The 14,242-nt window shown below is 35.6% G+C and carries 15 protein-coding genes and 1 tRNA gene; 12 read left to right on the top strand and 4 right to left on the bottom strand.

Going from position 1 to position 14,242, the window contains the following annotated elements; all coding sequences use genetic code 11:
- The first annotated feature begins 57 nt into the window (after positions 1–57).
- A complete protein-coding gene (lpxB, locus tag LK994_RS01490) occupies positions 58–1,170 on the top strand; it encodes a lipid-A-disaccharide synthase (RefSeq protein ID WP_229761109.1) in 1,113 nt (370 codons plus the stop codon).
- Here lpxB and LK994_RS14570 read toward each other — a convergent pair.
- Positions 1,151–1,315: a DUF6728 family protein gene (locus LK994_RS14570; RefSeq protein ID WP_317206738.1), complete on the bottom strand. Its 165-nt coding sequence runs from the start codon at positions 1,313–1,315 to the stop codon at positions 1,151–1,153. The genes lpxB and LK994_RS14570 overlap by 20 nt on opposite strands.
- Positions 1,316–1,409: 94 nt before the next feature.
- Here LK994_RS14570 and msrB point away from each other — a divergent pair, with 94 nt between their 5' ends.
- The 5 genes from msrB to LK994_RS01465 all read left to right on the top strand — a co-directional run bounded on the left by msrB (position 1,410) and on the right by LK994_RS01465 (position 3,830).
- On the top strand, positions 1,410–1,877 hold the full coding sequence (msrB, locus tag LK994_RS01485) for a peptide-methionine (R)-S-oxide reductase MsrB (RefSeq protein WP_229761108.1): 468 nt from the start codon (positions 1,410–1,412) through the stop codon (positions 1,875–1,877).
- Between the two features lie 21 nt (positions 1,878–1,898).
- A complete protein-coding gene (locus LK994_RS01480) occupies positions 1,899–2,618 on the top strand; it encodes a cytochrome b/b6 domain-containing protein (RefSeq protein WP_229761107.1) in 720 nt (239 codons plus the stop codon).
- A 2-nt stretch (positions 2,619–2,620) separates the two neighbouring features.
- Positions 2,621–3,373, top strand: a complete 753-nt coding sequence (locus LK994_RS01475) for a molybdopterin-dependent oxidoreductase (RefSeq protein ID WP_229761106.1) — start codon at positions 2,621–2,623, stop codon at positions 3,371–3,373.
- Between the two features lie 96 nt (positions 3,374–3,469).
- Positions 3,470–3,543, top strand: a tRNA-Ala gene (locus LK994_RS01470).
- A gap of 35 nt (positions 3,544–3,578) precedes the next feature.
- Entirely contained in the window at positions 3,579–3,830 is a 252-nt protein-coding gene (locus LK994_RS01465; protein WP_229761105.1) for a GIY-YIG nuclease family protein, read from the top strand.
- Between the two features lie 105 nt (positions 3,831–3,935).
- Here LK994_RS01465 and LK994_RS01460 read toward each other — a convergent pair whose 3' ends face one another.
- Positions 3,936–4,382, bottom strand: coding sequence for an Hsp20/alpha crystallin family protein (locus LK994_RS01460; protein WP_229761104.1), 447 nt, complete (start codon positions 4,380–4,382; stop codon positions 3,936–3,938).
- Between the two features lie 250 nt (positions 4,383–4,632).
- Here LK994_RS01460 and LK994_RS01455 point away from each other — a divergent pair, with 250 nt between their 5' ends.
- The gene (locus LK994_RS01455) at positions 4,633–6,423 is read left to right on the top strand and encodes a hypothetical protein (RefSeq protein ID WP_229761103.1); all 1,791 of its coding nucleotides are present in this window, start codon (positions 4,633–4,635) and stop codon (positions 6,421–6,423) included.
- Positions 6,424–6,520: 97 nt separating this feature from the next.
- Here LK994_RS01455 and LK994_RS01450 read toward each other — a convergent pair whose 3' ends face one another.
- Together LK994_RS01450 and LK994_RS01445 are read right to left on the bottom strand one after the other, a co-directional pair.
- Positions 6,521–7,726: a hypothetical protein gene (locus LK994_RS01450; protein ID WP_229761102.1), complete on the bottom strand. Its 1,206-nt coding sequence runs from the start codon at positions 7,724–7,726 to the stop codon at positions 6,521–6,523.
- A 62-nt stretch (positions 7,727–7,788) separates the two neighbouring features.
- Positions 7,789–8,472, bottom strand: coding sequence for a Crp/Fnr family transcriptional regulator (locus LK994_RS01445; protein ID WP_229761101.1), 684 nt, complete (start codon positions 8,470–8,472; stop codon positions 7,789–7,791).
- Positions 8,473–8,658: 186 nt separating this feature from the next.
- On the opposite strand from LK994_RS01445, the gene LK994_RS01440 reads away from it, so the two are divergent.
- The 5 genes from LK994_RS01440 to LK994_RS01420 all read left to right on the top strand — a co-directional run bounded on the left by LK994_RS01440 (position 8,659) and on the right by LK994_RS01420 (position 14,239).
- Complete coding sequence (locus tag LK994_RS01440) at positions 8,659–9,141, top strand: c-type cytochrome (protein WP_229761100.1); 483 nt, start codon at positions 8,659–8,661, stop codon at positions 9,139–9,141.
- 58 nt (positions 9,142–9,199) lie between these two features.
- Positions 9,200–11,194, top strand: a complete 1,995-nt coding sequence (gene nosZ / locus LK994_RS01435) for a Sec-dependent nitrous-oxide reductase (protein WP_229761099.1) — start codon at positions 9,200–9,202, stop codon at positions 11,192–11,194.
- 77 nt (positions 11,195–11,271) lie between these two features.
- On the top strand, positions 11,272–12,297 hold the full coding sequence (locus tag LK994_RS01430; RefSeq protein ID WP_229761098.1) for a nitrous oxide reductase accessory protein NosL: 1,026 nt from the start codon (positions 11,272–11,274) through the stop codon (positions 12,295–12,297).
- Positions 12,294–13,529, top strand: coding sequence for a nitrous oxide reductase family maturation protein NosD (locus LK994_RS01425; RefSeq protein WP_229761097.1), 1,236 nt, complete (start codon positions 12,294–12,296; stop codon positions 13,527–13,529). Before LK994_RS01430 ends, LK994_RS01425 begins: the two co-directional genes overlap by 4 nt.
- Positions 13,526–14,239 carry an ABC transporter ATP-binding protein gene (locus LK994_RS01420; protein WP_229761096.1) on the top strand — a complete coding sequence of 238 codons (714 nt, stop codon included), beginning with the start codon at positions 13,526–13,528 and terminating at the stop codon, positions 14,237–14,239. The genes LK994_RS01425 and LK994_RS01420 overlap by 4 nt, the downstream gene beginning before the upstream one ends.
- Positions 14,240–14,242: the final 3 nt, after the last annotated feature.

Raw genomic sequence — 14,242 nt, 5'->3', positions numbered from 1 at the left:
TCGTTTTTTGAACGGCGGCTTTCTTATTTGCAGTAAATTGCAGCCACAATTTAATCAATGCGTTATTATATCATAGCAGGCGAAGCAAGTGGGGATCTACATGGCAGCAATTTAATAAAGGAATTGCGGCCGCTTGATAGTGCTGCACATATACGTTGTTGGGGCGGGGATAAGATGCAGGCCCAGGGAGCAACGCTGGTGAAGCATTATAGAGATCTGGCGTTTATGGGTTTTGTGGAAGTAATAAAAAACCTTCGTACCATTTTCAAGAATTTAGCATTTTGCAAAGAAGATATATTGCAACATAAACCGGATGTGTTGATATTGATTGATTATCCGGGTTTTAATTTACGCATTGCCAAATGGGCAAAACAACAAGGTTTAAAGGTCATCTATTATATCTCTCCGCAAATTTGGGCATGGAAAGAAAACAGGGTACATGACATAAAGAGATCAGTTGATAAAATGCTTGTTATTCTTCCCTTTGAAAAAGAATTTTACAAAAAATGGAATTATGAAGTGGAGTATGTAGGGCACCCGCTTGTTAAAGTGATCGACGATTATAAATTGCAATCACCTGTTTCAAAAAGTGAAAATATAATTGCGATTTTGCCAGGTAGCCGAAAGCAGGAGATTTTAAAAAAGCTGCCTATCATGTTAAAGGTGGCGGAAAGCTTTCCCGAATATAATTTTATAGTTGCCAAAGCTCCGGGTATTGAAGAGAGTTTCTATACCACGCTATTGGCGCCGTATAGTAATGTAGGTTCGGTAGAAAATAAAACATATGAATTATTAATGAGGTCAAAAGCTGCCATGGTAACAAGCGGCACGGCTACTTTAGAAACAGCTTTGTTTGGTGTGCCGGAAGTCATCTGTTATAAAGGCGGATCAATTTCTTATCAAATTGCAAAGCGGTTGATAAAAATAAAATATATCTGCCTCGTGAATTTAATCATGGATAAAGAAGTGGTGAAAGAATTGATACAAAATGATCTGACTGTAGAAAATCTTGTCCGGGAAATAAAAAATATTATAGAAGATCCTATTAAGCAACAGCAGCTGAAAGATGATTATACTGCGTTGAAAAATTTACTTAGCAAAGGAGGAAATGCTTCGGCTAATGCAGCGGAAAGCATTTATAAGTTTCTAACTAATGCCTCAGCAACTTAATTGCCAAAATGATCATCGCTACAATAAACAGCAAAATTGAAATGCGGTTTATGCCATGCATGTAATTTACCCATTGCGATTTTGGAGCATCCGGGTCCTTTTTCTTAAGAAATAAATACTGTGCTATTTGATTCCACACGCCCATTTTATGCTATATTTAAGAAACAAAATTACAGTTAAAAATTTGTGAACGCAAAACCGTTTTTACCTGTATCTCGTAACTGCTATAAAATAACATCATGAAACAGTTTTCTATTTTAGCAGTGGCTATTCTTGTATTTGTCGGTATCGGGTCCTGCCAATCTACTACACATAAATTTACTATCGTAAAATCCGATGCAGAGTGGAAGAAACAATTAAGTAATGAAGCATATTTAGTAACCAGAAAAGAAGGAACTGAAACTGCCTATACCGGAGCCTATTGGGATAATCATCAGAAAGGCGTTTATAGATGTATTTGTTGTGATCTGGAACTTTTTAGTTCTGCTACTAAATTCGATAGCGGAACAGGTTGGCCAAGTTTCTGGAAACCAATCAATAAAAACGCTGTATTAGAAGAAAATGACAACGCTTTTGGCATACAAAGAACAAAGGTTACCTGCAGCAGGTGCGGAGCTCATTTGGGACATGTGTTTGAGGACGGTCCTAAACCGACGGGATTGAGGTATTGTATTAATTCTGTTTCGCTGAAGTTTGTAAAAAACTAATAATAGTTTTAACTTGACATGATGAAAAAAATTGTCCGAAAACATCCGTTGGCAATCAGGTGGTTTCACTGGATCAATTTTCCGGTATTGGCTATCATGATATGGAGCGGATTACTGATCTATTGGGCGAATGATGTGTATCGTTTAGGATGGGGAGACACAACTATTCTTAAATTTTTTCCTGATTCATTTAACAAAGCCCTTAATATCCCTTTTCGTTTGGCAGAAGGAATGAGTTTTCATTTTGTATTCATGTGGATATTTGCGATCAATGGCGTCTTATATTTTTTATATCTGTTATTTTCAAAAGAGTATAAATTGATCTTTCCCAACAAAAGGTCTTTTAAAGAAGCCTGGCAAGTGTTGCTACATGATCTCCATATTCGTAAAGGGTTGCCTCAGCAAAAAAAATATAATGCAGCACAGCGGATAGCTTACACCGGTGTTATTGTGATGGGGTTCGGGTCTTTACTTACCGGATTGGCTATTTATAAGCCTGTTCAGTTTACAATCATTTGTTTTTTATTAGGAGGCTATGAGTGGGCAAGAGCGGAGCATTTTATTCTTACCATTTTATTTTCCCTGTTTTTTTTGGTACATATTGTACAGGTTATTTTAGCAGGCTGGAATAATTTCAGAGGAATGGTAACAGGTTTTGAAGTAATACCCCCTCCGCCCCCTAAAGGGGGAACTTTGAAAGAAGACGTAATTTCAACGGACTCTTCTCAAACAAAAATTTAATTATGCTAGAAGAAAAAATAATTTCATCTAAAGAAATAAAAAAAAGAACCATCGTTTCTTTTTTGATTTTTTTTGTTTTGATTGCGTCTGCAATTTTCGGTTGGAAATGGTTGAATAAACAACCGGAAGATAACGGTGTGCCTCAACCGCTAAGAGCTGTTTTGAATACTAATGAAAAAATATTCAGTAATTTTATTTTCAGCAGTAATAATCTTACCAGGTCATATCCCAAAAGTGCTGTAGGGCCCAAGACCAGGGTAAATGGTGATGCAGGTATGGGGAATAATTTTGATGCATCTAAATGGAAATTACAAGTAGTGAGGAATCCGGGGGATACATTGTTTCTTTCTTTAGCAGAAATAAAAAAATTACCTAAAACAGAAATTATTTTTGATTTTAAATGTATAGAAGGATGGAGCCAGGTAACACATTGGGGTGGTGTTAAATTTTCTGATTTTGCAAAAGCATATGGTCTTACAAAGCAAAGTGAAATGCAATATGTGGGATTGAATACTCCGGATAAAGAATATTATGTTGGTATCGATCGTAAAAGTATTCTTCATCCCCAAACAATCTTATGTTATGAAATGAATGGCCAGCCACTACCTATGAATCAGGGGTATCCATTACGTTTGATTATTCCTGTGAAATACGGTGTTAAACATTTAAAACGCATCGGAACTATTTTCTTCAGTAATCAACGTCCTCCTGATTATTGGTTTGAGCGTGGGTATGATTATTATTGCGGCTTATAAATTTTCTTCTATATTTGCAATCCAAAATGGGGTTAGCTCAGTTGGCTAGAGCATCCCGAAAGCATTCGGGAATGTCGTCGGTCTTTTAAAATAAATGGGGGGTTAGCTCAGTTGGCTAGAGCGCTTGCATGGCATGCAAGAGGTCGTCGGTTCGACCCCGATACTCTCCACAAAATTTATCCCTCTCTTCCAGAGGGATTTTTTTATGCCATTTTATATCTACATACTATATTCTGTTACATCCGATAAATATTATGTTGGGAGTACAGGTGATTTAGAAGTTAGACTCGATCAACATAATAACGGAAGAAATAAATCTACAAAGCATGGTGTACCCTGGATAATAAAATATACTGAAACATTTGTTTTACAAGTGGATGCAATTAAAAGAGAAAATGAGATCAAAAAGAAAAAAAGCAGAAAGTATATTGAATGGCTGATTGGTTCAGTAGGCTAAGCGTCCCGAATGCTTTCGGGAAGGTCGTCGGTTCGACCCCGATACTCTCCACAAAAAATCCCACATGTTGTGGGGTTTTTCTTTTTGTTATTTTTATGTGATCTCTCAATACACCACAATTCTGGTGTGTGGTTTTTTTGACGGTTGATCTGTTTTTGGTAAACGCAAATGCAGGATGCCTTCTTTATATTCTGCATTCACAAATTCTGCATCTACATTTTCAGGCAAGATAATATGCCTGTCAAAACATTCATAATTAAATTCATGCAGTTGAAAATTTCCTGCTCTTTGTGATCCCTGCTCTTTATGAATCACACATACAGATAATATATTATCGTCACAATTAATTAGTAGCTCTTCTCTTTTGATACCCGGCAGTGCTACCTCTATCTCAAATGAGTCTCTCAATTCCAGCATGTTTACGGGAGGATAAACGATATCCTCTTTAACCGATCGGTTTAATTCATTTCTTATTTCTTCTTCACTAAATAAAGGAATAAATTCTCCTGGATAAATAGAATTAGTGCTGAGATGTAAGGCTAAGTTGTTCATGGCAGTAGCATTTAGGTGCCCTTGAAATTAATTCCATTTTTTGTTAAATGCAATGATATCTGAATAAATATAACTGATTCTGGTCATAATTTAAGGTCTGAGGTTGGGTTACCTTCGCCGCAAACTTAACGGGTAGAAATTGATCGATTTTAAACCTGTGTAAAAAAGTAAATAAGATTAAAAACAATATGCAGGTATTAACCATTTTATACATCCACCAATACATCTATACTTAAATCTATAATTATCAATGCACAATTTTCCGCACCACAAATTTCATATTCCGGTAATGGGACTGGCTTATACTATTGATTCTCCTGTAAAAGTTGCCAGGTTTGGTATTGCATCTGTGATCTCTATTGTAGAAGACAGACTGATAGAGATGATGAGGAGTCATTACTATCCAACAATTCATGAGACCTATACCCCCATCTCCACTAATGAGGAGGATTACAGAGCTAAAAGAATTACAGATTATCTTAATCTGGTAAACAGAATTGTGCACGAACAGGTAGAAAAATTAAAAAACTCTGCATTTGAGACAGGATCAGAAATTGTAAAATATTTTGAGATGCTGCCAGATGACAGCAAGATCAAGCAGTTGTATAATCACATGATGCATACCGATAACAGATTGGAGAAGGAAGATACAGCCTCTTACTTACGCAAACAGATAATACCGGGAAGCATTGATGTTAATATAATGACCAAGATCGATAAAAATAATTTCAAACCTGATGGAGAAGTAATAGAGGATGGGTCAGATGCAGTTTCAGCATTGAGAGGTTACCTGAAAAGCAATTTGTCCAATTCTTCTATTATTTTTTCTGCAGGAATGAATCCTCGATTGTATAATTATATGGAACAATCCACCGAATTTGATGCTGATGAACAAGGTTTTTTTAAAAAGAAAGTGGTGATCAAGGTAAGTGATTATCGTTCAGCATTGATACAAGGAAAATATTTGGCAAAGAAAGGCATCTGGGTAAGTGAATTCAGAATTGAATCTGGTTTGAATTGTGGGGGGCATGCTTTTGCAACAGATGGCTATTTAATGGGGCCTATATTAGAGGAATTTAAAGTAAAAAAAGAAGAGCTGATCACTGCAATATTTGACATATACAATGCAGCGATTAAAGCAAAGGGACAGACTGGCTTTGATCAGCCTCATGCACTCAAAATAACAGCACAAGGTGGTATCGGAACAGCGGAAGAAGATGCTTTTTTACACTCTTATTATGGAGTAGAAAGTACAGGTTGGGGTACACCTTTTTTGGTAGTGCCGGAAGCAACAACTGTTGATCAAGATACATTAACGCTTTTATGCAAAGCAAAAAAGGAAGATGTTGTGTTGAGCAATAACTCTCCTTTAGGAGTGAAATTTCATTACCTTAAAGGCACAAGTGCTGATATAGAAAAACAACAGCGCATCAATAGAGGCAGGCCTGGAAGCCCTTGTACAGAAAAGCATCTGGCCTTTAATACAGAGTTTACCACGGAGCCTATTTGCACTGCTTCTCATAAATATCAACAATTAAAAATAGCGAGCCTGAAATCTCTTGATCTGCCAAAAGAAGAATATCAGAAACAATTGAGTGATGTACTGGATAAAGAATGTTTATGTGTAGGCTTGAGTAATTCTGCGGCCAAATTATATGATGTTCCCTTTCTTAAAAAAAGAGAAGCAGTAAATATTTGCCCAGGTCCTAACATAGCTTATTTTTCTAAAGTAGTGACATTACAAACTATGACTGACCATATTTACGGCAGAACAAATATTGTTGAAGATGTTCATAGACCACATATGTTCATTACTGAATTACGTCTGTATGTGAATCATTTAAAAGAACAATTGGATGTCGATAAAGAACCTGATAATAAAAAGAAAAAATATTATCAGGAATTTTATAGGAATCTTTTAAACAGCATTAATTATTACCGTGAATTAACAGGTATTGCGATCAGTAATAAACAGGGTTTTTATGAAGCATTAGATCATTCCGAAATGGAACTGAACGAATTGTATTTGAGAGTGAATTAACAGATTTAATATATTGTATTCTATCCTTTGTTGAACCGTATCAAAAAGGCTATCTGATCAGATAGCCTTTCGTTATATATAACCTCAACAATGAAATTTATTTTTTTTGACCAATATTTAATAATAACAATCCCGTGAACATTGTGACGGCAGCAGCTAAAAGCGCTTCATTGATATAAGGAACATTGAAATAATTTAATGCAGTAACACCTTGTACCATCAAAAAGAGTTCATTGATAATAATGCCTGAAACAAATATGGTTATACCAATTCCTGTTTTTTTATTTAGACTGATGAGGCCGGAAGCGAACATATAACCCAGAATGAATATGGTAATTACACCAAGCAGCACTAAGTGCAGGTAACCAATTACGATAGGTCTAAAACCGAAGGTGAGTGTACTTAATGAAGGGATGGTTGAGCCTAACTGTAATAATAGTTTGATGGATAAAGCAATAGCTGATAATGTTAGTAGCTGCTTTGTGGTAGAGGTCAGCAAAGGGTTTAAGGAAAGTGCTTTGTTTTTAATTAAAGCCAGCATATATCCCCAGCCGGCTATTTGTGCAACTGCAGAAAGAACAACCAGTATATATACCCATAAAGGAATATCCATCCACAAGGCAGATAAAAAATAAGCAGGAATAATTGCAGCAGCAAACAATAGATAAATTCTTTTTAAAATTACAGGAGAAGATGAATTAAAAAGTTTGGCCACAATCAATCCCATACATGAAAAAAAGAACCAACCATTGTATTGGAAATGTAAATAAAAATATTCTGCTGCCAGAAACCAGTTTTGATGTGAAATTTTCGCTGCCATCATGGCTGCCAGCGAAAAGGCGCCTAAGGAAGAGAATACATTACAAAACAGTGCTGTTTTAAACCAATAATGGCTTATGTATCTGGTTTCTAATGTGTTCAGGTCTTTCCAGTATTGTATTGCAAATGCATAAGAAACGAAAATGGAAAGGGTGGAGAAAGTGATAGAAAATAATCCGTATCCCTCAAAAGGAAATGTAACCAACATGCCATAAGCTGTGACTACATTAGCATACAGCAGCCAACGATATTTTTTTAAAATACTTTCACCTTTTTGTTTGGCCAGATAAGCGACCAATAAGGTCATGATAGCTTGAGATATCCATCCGGCAAAAGCAAAATGTGAGTGGCCGTGTAATAAATGTTTTTGATTAACAATAGGAAGAGAATATGCTATCTTATATCTTAGGGCTACTCCAATGGCAGCAACGATCAACAGATTAATGAGGGTAAGTTTTATCCAGCGATGTAACACCAACGACATAGTCAATATTTAACACAAAGTAACTTCGGTTCAGTGTTAGTCGTTATGATTTGAATCATAAGCTAACAATAGACCTTTCCTTTTTCAATGACGAGTTGACCTTTTGCCTGTAAATTTTTAATAGTACGAATCACGGTTTCAACCCTGAGGCCTGTCATATCAGCAATTTGTTGACGTGTAAGTTTTATTCTGTTGCACTTTGTGCAAATATTAGTTTTTGTTTCTTTGAAATAGCTAAGTAATGTAGAGATACTGTGTTCTGGATTGTGGTTGGCCATTTCTTTTAAAATAAAGAATTTGAACCGCAACCTTTCTGATAATAACCGGGTAAATTTAATATGTATTTCAGGATTCTCTTTTATTAATTGAAAAAATGTAGAAGCGTGAAGGCGAATAACAACAGAATCTTCATTAGCTACCGCTGTTGCAGCAAATGGTCCGCCATCAAACAAAGGTAGTTCTCCAAAACATTCACCCGGTTCAATCATTACTTGCAAAAACTCTTTACCTTCTTCATTGATATTTACCCAACGTACACTACCGCTTACTAACTGATAATAAAATTGTGCTTGAATACCTTCCTTAAAAATGATGTCGTTGGCAGCTACTTTTTTATAAGCAGCCCCCCATGCTAACAAGGTGTCGATATCAATCATCATAATGATAGGTTTAAGTGTTGTCAAAGCTATCCATCTACCTCTTTGTGCTATATGATAGTTCTTATTGAATAACATGATTTTGATCATGTTATTTACACAATTTATCGATAAAATTTGGAGAATGCAAGGTTTAAAGCAGTTTCTGGAGCTTTTGATAATATAATAATTGCTGTAAATGAAAGCTGTTTCATACTTATGATTTGACGCATAAATATCAACAATAGGGTAACGTAATCTTGTACAATAAATTTTTAAATCAAAAACTAAATAATTATGAAAAAATTATCAATCATTTTGGTCATAGGAACTATTATAGCATCATGTGGTGGAGGTGGAGGTAGTGATGTAAAGCCTACAACTGATGCCTATGATGCAACAAAGAATGAAGCTCCTGCCGGAAACCCATCATATGATCCCAACCGCGGCGAAGGGAAATTTACTAAAGTAGATATTCCTGCTACGCTTGATGTTGCGAAAGCATCAGAAGGAGAAAAGATTTATGGAGTAAAATGCAGCAGTTGCCATAAGGTTACTGATGAAAAATTGGTTGGCCCAGGTTGGAAAGGTGTAACAAAACGATATGCTGCAGAATGGATCATGAATTTCGTAACAAATACTGATGCGATGCTTAATAAAGATCCTAAAGCCCAGGCTCAATTAGAAATATGTTTGGTAAGAATGCCCAATCAAAACTTAACAGATGACGATGCAAGAAATTTGTATGAGTTTATGCGTAAGAATGATGGAGTAAAATAATATGCTGAAATAAGGTAGATGAATAAAGTCGTTGGGTATAAAACTAAATAAAAAGCAAATGAAAAAGATACAATTTAATATGATAGCTGCCGCAGGAGTAGCTATTCTAATGAGCCTCAATGCCTGTAAACCCAAAAATGCAGGAAATGCTGTGAGCTCTGATGCTGCAGCAAAAGCGTATGTAGCACCAGGAAAATATGATGCATTTTATAATTTTGTTTCAGGGGGCTTTAGCGGACAAATGAGCGTATATGGATTACCGTCAGGTCGTTTATTGAGGGTGATACCTGTTTTCTCAGTTGACCCGGAAAAAGGCTGGGGATATAGTGAGGAAACCAAGCCCATGCTAAATACTTCTCATGGTTTTGTGCCGTGGGATGATCTCCATCATACTGAAATGTCTCAAACAAACGGTGAAATAGATGGTAGATGGGTGTTTGGTAATGCCAATAATACACCAAGAGTTGCCAGGATAGATCTGACTACTTTTCGTACAGCAGAAATTATTGAATTGCCAAACAGTGCAGGGAATCACTCTTCACCTTTTATCACAGAAAATACTGAATACGTAGTGGCAGGAACAAGGTTTAGCGTCCCACCCGATAATGTAAATGGAGATGTACCTATCAATACTTACAAAAAGAATTTTAAGGGCACATTGAGTTTTATCAGTGTTGGTAAAGAAGATGGAAAAATGGATATCGCATTTCAGATACAATGCCCTGGGGTAAATTTTGATCTGAGTCATGCCGGTAAAGGTAAGTCACATGGATGGTTCTTCTTTAGTTGTTACAATACAGAACAAGCCAATACATTGCTTGAAGTAAATGCTTCTCAAAAAGATAAAGATTTTATCATGGCGGTAAACTGGAAAAAAGCAGAAGAATATTTGAAAGCAGGTAAAGGAAGAAAGCAAGCAGTAAGATATGCTCATAATATATACAATGAAAAAACACATACAGCTACATCAGAGATCAGAACAGAAGTGACAGTGCTGGATGCAAAAGAGTTGAAAGATATCTGTTATTTCATGCCATGTCCTAAATCACCACATGGCTGCGATGTAGATCCAACAGGAGAATACATTGTGGGTAGTGGAAAATTAGCGGCATTGATTCCCGTGTTCAGTTTTGATAAAATACAAAAAGCAATTGCAGCAAAAGATTTCATAGGTGAATATGATGGTATACCAATCATAAAATATGAAAGTGCTTTATATGGGGAAGTTAAAAAACCGGGTCTTGGTCCATTACATACAGAGTTTGATGGTAAAGGGTTTGCTTATACTACCTTCTTTGTATCAAGTGAAGTGGTAAAATGGAATATTAAAGACCTCACAGTAGTAGATAGAGTGCCTACCTATTATTCAGTTGGTCATTTATGTATACCTGGTGGCGATAGTAAAAAACCGAATCCTAAATATTTAATTGCGTATAATAAAATTACCAAAGACAGATATCTGCCAACAGGTCCTGAGTTGGCTCAAAGCGCACAGTTGTATGATATCAGCGGAGATAAGATGCAATTGATACTTGATTTCCCCACCATTGGCGAACCGCATTATGCACAAGCTGTTTCAGCAGATCTGATAAGAGCAAAATCTCTTAAATTCTTTAAAATTGAGGAGAATGCACATCCTTATGCATCTAAAGGAGAAGGTACTACAAAAGTTGTGAGAGAAGGAAATAAAGTGCATGTGTATATGACCGCAATTCGTTCACATTTTGCGCCTGATAATATCGAGGGAATAAAAATGGGAGATGAAGTATATTTCCATGTTACAAACATTGAACAGGATTGGGATGTGCCACATGGCTTTGCTGTAAAAGGTGCAAGCAATGCTGAGTTGCTTATTATGCCGGGAGAAACCCAAACGTTAAAATGGATACCTGAAAAAACAGGTATGTATCCTATATACTGTACCGATTTCTGTAGTGCATTGCATCAGGAAATGTCGGGCTATGTTAGAGTATCTCCGGCTGGAAGTAACACTCCGTTATTGTTTAGTACGGGAAAAAATTTACCTGCTGCTGATTCAGTAGGTAGTAAATAAGTTTTTTTGAGTATACAATGGGGAGCAGGTGTATATATACCTGCTCCTTTTTAAAATTCATCAATTAATTATTGGCAATGGAAAAGAAAGGATTACAAAGCTGGGTAAGAATATTGTTAATAGTATGCGGATTGGCATTGATAGTAGTTTTGTTTGTTCCATTATGGGGAATAGACTTAGCCGCCCCACAATATCCTGAAGGATTGAAATTATTGATATATCCCAATAAACTAAGTGGTAATGTTGATATTATAAATGGGTTGAACCATTATATAGGAATGAAAACATTGCATACAGAAGATTTTATTGAGTTTAGGATATTGCCTTACATCATCGGATTTTTTGCTGCAGCTTTTATTTTGGTAGCGCTACTCAAACGAAAAAGATTACTTAATATTTTATTTATTTTATTTGTCTGTTTTGGCATTTTGTCAATGTATGATTTTTGGAGATGGGAGTATAACTATGGACATAATTTAAATCCGGATGCAGCAATCATTGTTCCGGGAATGGCTTACCAGCCTCCGTTAATTGGATTTAAACAGTTATTAAATTTTGGAGCGTATTCAATGCCGGATATAGGCGGTTGGATATTTGTAGGAGTTGGCGTGGCACTATTTATTTGTGTATTTACTGAACTGAGGGCTTCAAAAAAAATTAAAAAGATAGGAGTGTCAGTCAATACTATTATTGCAATTGCCACATTAACAACATTAGTGTCATGTAGCGCAGGGCCTGAGCCACTTAAGCCAGGGGTAGATAATTGTCATTTCTGTAAGATGACGATAAGTGATGTCAAATTTGGCGCTGAAATTGTTACTACAAAAGGTAAGGTGTACAAGTTTGATGATATGCATTGTGTGTTAGCCTATCTTCATACGGACGAACTTTCTGTAGCCAGTATAAAAGATATTTTTTTTACTAATTTTTGTGGCGATCATAGTTTGATCTCTCAAAAAAGATCATCCTTATTAGAAACTGAACAACTAAGAAGTCCGATGGGTGGAAATATTGCTGCATTTGATAACACAGATAGTTTGAAAATGATACAACAGCATTTTGGTGGAGATGTTGTAACCTGGAATGAATTAAGCAAAAAGTGAAATACTGCATCTATATATTATCCTTTTTAGCATTATCGGTTTCTTCTACAGCTAAAACTTTGCATGTTGGCAAAGGGCAAATATTTAATTCTATCAGTCAGGCTTTAGCAGTTGCCAATAATGGGGATGTCGTTTTGGTAGAAACTGGAATATATCATGAAAAAAATCTGATCATTTCCAAGTCAATCATTTTAAGAGGGCTTGATCATCCAGTTTTAGACGGAGAACATAAATATGAAATAATCTCTATAAAAGCAAATGATGTAACTGTAGATGGTTTTAAAGTAATTCATTCCGGAGTTTCCAGCATAGAAGATTTTGCCGGTATAAAAATTTATAATTCCAGAAATGTAATTATCAAAAACAATATTTTAGAAGATACCTTTTTTGGCATTTATTCTCAATACGGAACGAACTGTACAATCGAAAATAATCAGTTAACTGCTTATGGAAAACAAGAACAAGAAAGCGGTAATGGTATTCATTGCTGGAAAAGCGATAGCTTGAAAATTATTGCCAATACTATTTCTGGTCATAGAGATGGTATTTATTTTGAGTTTGTAACCAATTCGGTTATCTGGCGTAATACATCTTTTAAAAATCTTCGTTACGGATTACATTTCATGTTTTCCAACAGCGACTCTTATATTACTAATATTTTTAAAAATAACGGAGCAGGAGTTGCCGTTATGTTTTCCAGTAAGGTAAAAATGTTTCATAATTATTTCGAAGAAAACTGGGGAGATGCTGCATATGGGTTGTTATTAAAAGAGATATCTGACAGTTATATTGATAATAATCGTTTTGTAAAAAACACTACAGGTATTCATATGGAAGGGGCTAGTCGAATTACTATGACGAAAAATGTTTTTGAAGATAATGGATGGGCATTAAAGATACAGGCCAGTTGTATGGACATTACTTTAAATCATAACAATTTTATCAGTAACACTTTTGATGTAGGTACCAATGGTAGCCTTGTGTTAAATACATTTGATTACAATTATTGGGATAAATATGATGGATATGATCTGAATAAGGATAAGATCGGGGATATTCCTTATCGGCCGGTGAGTATGTATTCCATGATTGTTGAACAAAACCCAACAGCCATGATGTTATTCAGAAGTTTTATGACTTCGCTTTTAGATAAAACAGAAAAAATATTGCCGACACTGACTCCCGAAGGGTTGAAAGATAATTATCCATTAATGAAAGCACTGCCATTATGATCATAGCAAATAATGTCTCAAAAAAATTTGGTAAGCTAGCTGTACTGGATAATGTTTCAGTTACCTGCAACAGAGGTGAATGTATCGCTTTGATAGGTCCAAACGGAAGCGGTAAAACAACTTTGATCAAAAGTATTTTAGGAATGGTTGTTTGCGATAGCGGCTTTATTACATTCAACGATAAAAATATTTTACACGACTGGCAATACAGAGCCAATATAGGTTATATGCCGCAGATTGGTCGCTATCCTGAAAATATGACAATAGGCCAGATATTGGATATGATGAAAGATATCAGAAGCAAAAATAACAATGCTATCGATGAAGAATTGATTGACGCATTTAAGCTCAATGAACTATTAAATAAGCGAATGAGGACATTATCAGGGGGAACAAGGCAAAAAGTGAGTGCAGCTTTAGCTTTTTTATTTAATCCTGATGTGTTGATACTGGATGAACCAACGGCTGGCCTGGATCCTGTATCATCAGAAATGCTGAAAGAAAAGATCATAAAAGAAAAAACAAAAGGTAAATTGATCTTGATCACTTCACATATTTTAAGCGAATTGGATGACCTGGTTACACAGGTGATTTATATACAAGATGGGAAATTATGTTTTCATAAAAGTATACAGGCTTTACGGACAGATACTGGACAAGAGAAATTGTCAAAAGCTATTGCTGCAGTAATGCAGGAAAAAATTATTTGATCA

It is taken from the genome of Ferruginibacter lapsinanis (assembly GCF_020783315.1).
Taxonomy (GTDB): Bacteria; Bacteroidota; Bacteroidia; order Chitinophagales; family Chitinophagaceae; genus Ferruginibacter; species Ferruginibacter lapsinanis.
Note: the sequence above shows the minus strand (reverse complement) of the source record. Positions and strands in the feature narration are given on the sequence as shown.

What these genes read in the sequence shown, in the direction of transcription:
- LK994_RS01465 (WP_229761105.1), top strand. Translation starts at nt 3,579, where the DNA reads ATGCCATTTTATATCTACATACTATATTCTGTTACATCCGATAAATAT.
- LK994_RS01430 (WP_229761098.1), top strand. Translation starts at nt 11,272, where the DNA reads ATGGAAAAGAAAGGATTACAAAGCTGGGTAAGAATATTGTTAATAGTA.
- lpxB (WP_229761109.1), top strand. Translation starts at nt 58, where the DNA reads ATGCGTTATTATATCATAGCAGGCGAAGCAAGTGGGGATCTACATGGC.
- LK994_RS01455 (WP_229761103.1), top strand. Translation starts at nt 4,633, where the DNA reads ATGCACAATTTTCCGCACCACAAATTTCATATTCCGGTAATGGGACTG.
- LK994_RS01445 (WP_229761101.1), bottom strand. Translation starts at nt 8,472, where the DNA reads ATGATCAAAATCATGTTATTCAATAAGAACTATCATATAGCACAAAGA.
- LK994_RS01480 (WP_229761107.1), top strand. Translation starts at nt 1,899, where the DNA reads ATGAAAAAAATTGTCCGAAAACATCCGTTGGCAATCAGGTGGTTTCAC.
- LK994_RS01420 (WP_229761096.1), top strand. Translation starts at nt 13,526, where the DNA reads ATGATCATAGCAAATAATGTCTCAAAAAAATTTGGTAAGCTAGCTGTA.
- LK994_RS01460 (WP_229761104.1), bottom strand. Translation starts at nt 4,382, where the DNA reads ATGAACAACTTAGCCTTACATCTCAGCACTAATTCTATTTATCCAGGA.
- LK994_RS01450 (WP_229761102.1), bottom strand. Translation starts at nt 7,726, where the DNA reads ATGTCGTTGGTGTTACATCGCTGGATAAAACTTACCCTCATTAATCTG.
- nosZ (WP_229761099.1), top strand. Translation starts at nt 9,200, where the DNA reads ATGAAAAAGATACAATTTAATATGATAGCTGCCGCAGGAGTAGCTATT.
- LK994_RS01440 (WP_229761100.1), top strand. Translation starts at nt 8,659, where the DNA reads ATGAAAAAATTATCAATCATTTTGGTCATAGGAACTATTATAGCATCA.
- LK994_RS01475 (WP_229761106.1), top strand. Translation starts at nt 2,621, where the DNA reads ATGCTAGAAGAAAAAATAATTTCATCTAAAGAAATAAAAAAAAGAACC.
- msrB (WP_229761108.1), top strand. Translation starts at nt 1,410, where the DNA reads ATGAAACAGTTTTCTATTTTAGCAGTGGCTATTCTTGTATTTGTCGGT.
- LK994_RS14570 (WP_317206738.1), bottom strand. Translation starts at nt 1,315, where the DNA reads ATGGGCGTGTGGAATCAAATAGCACAGTATTTATTTCTTAAGAAAAAG.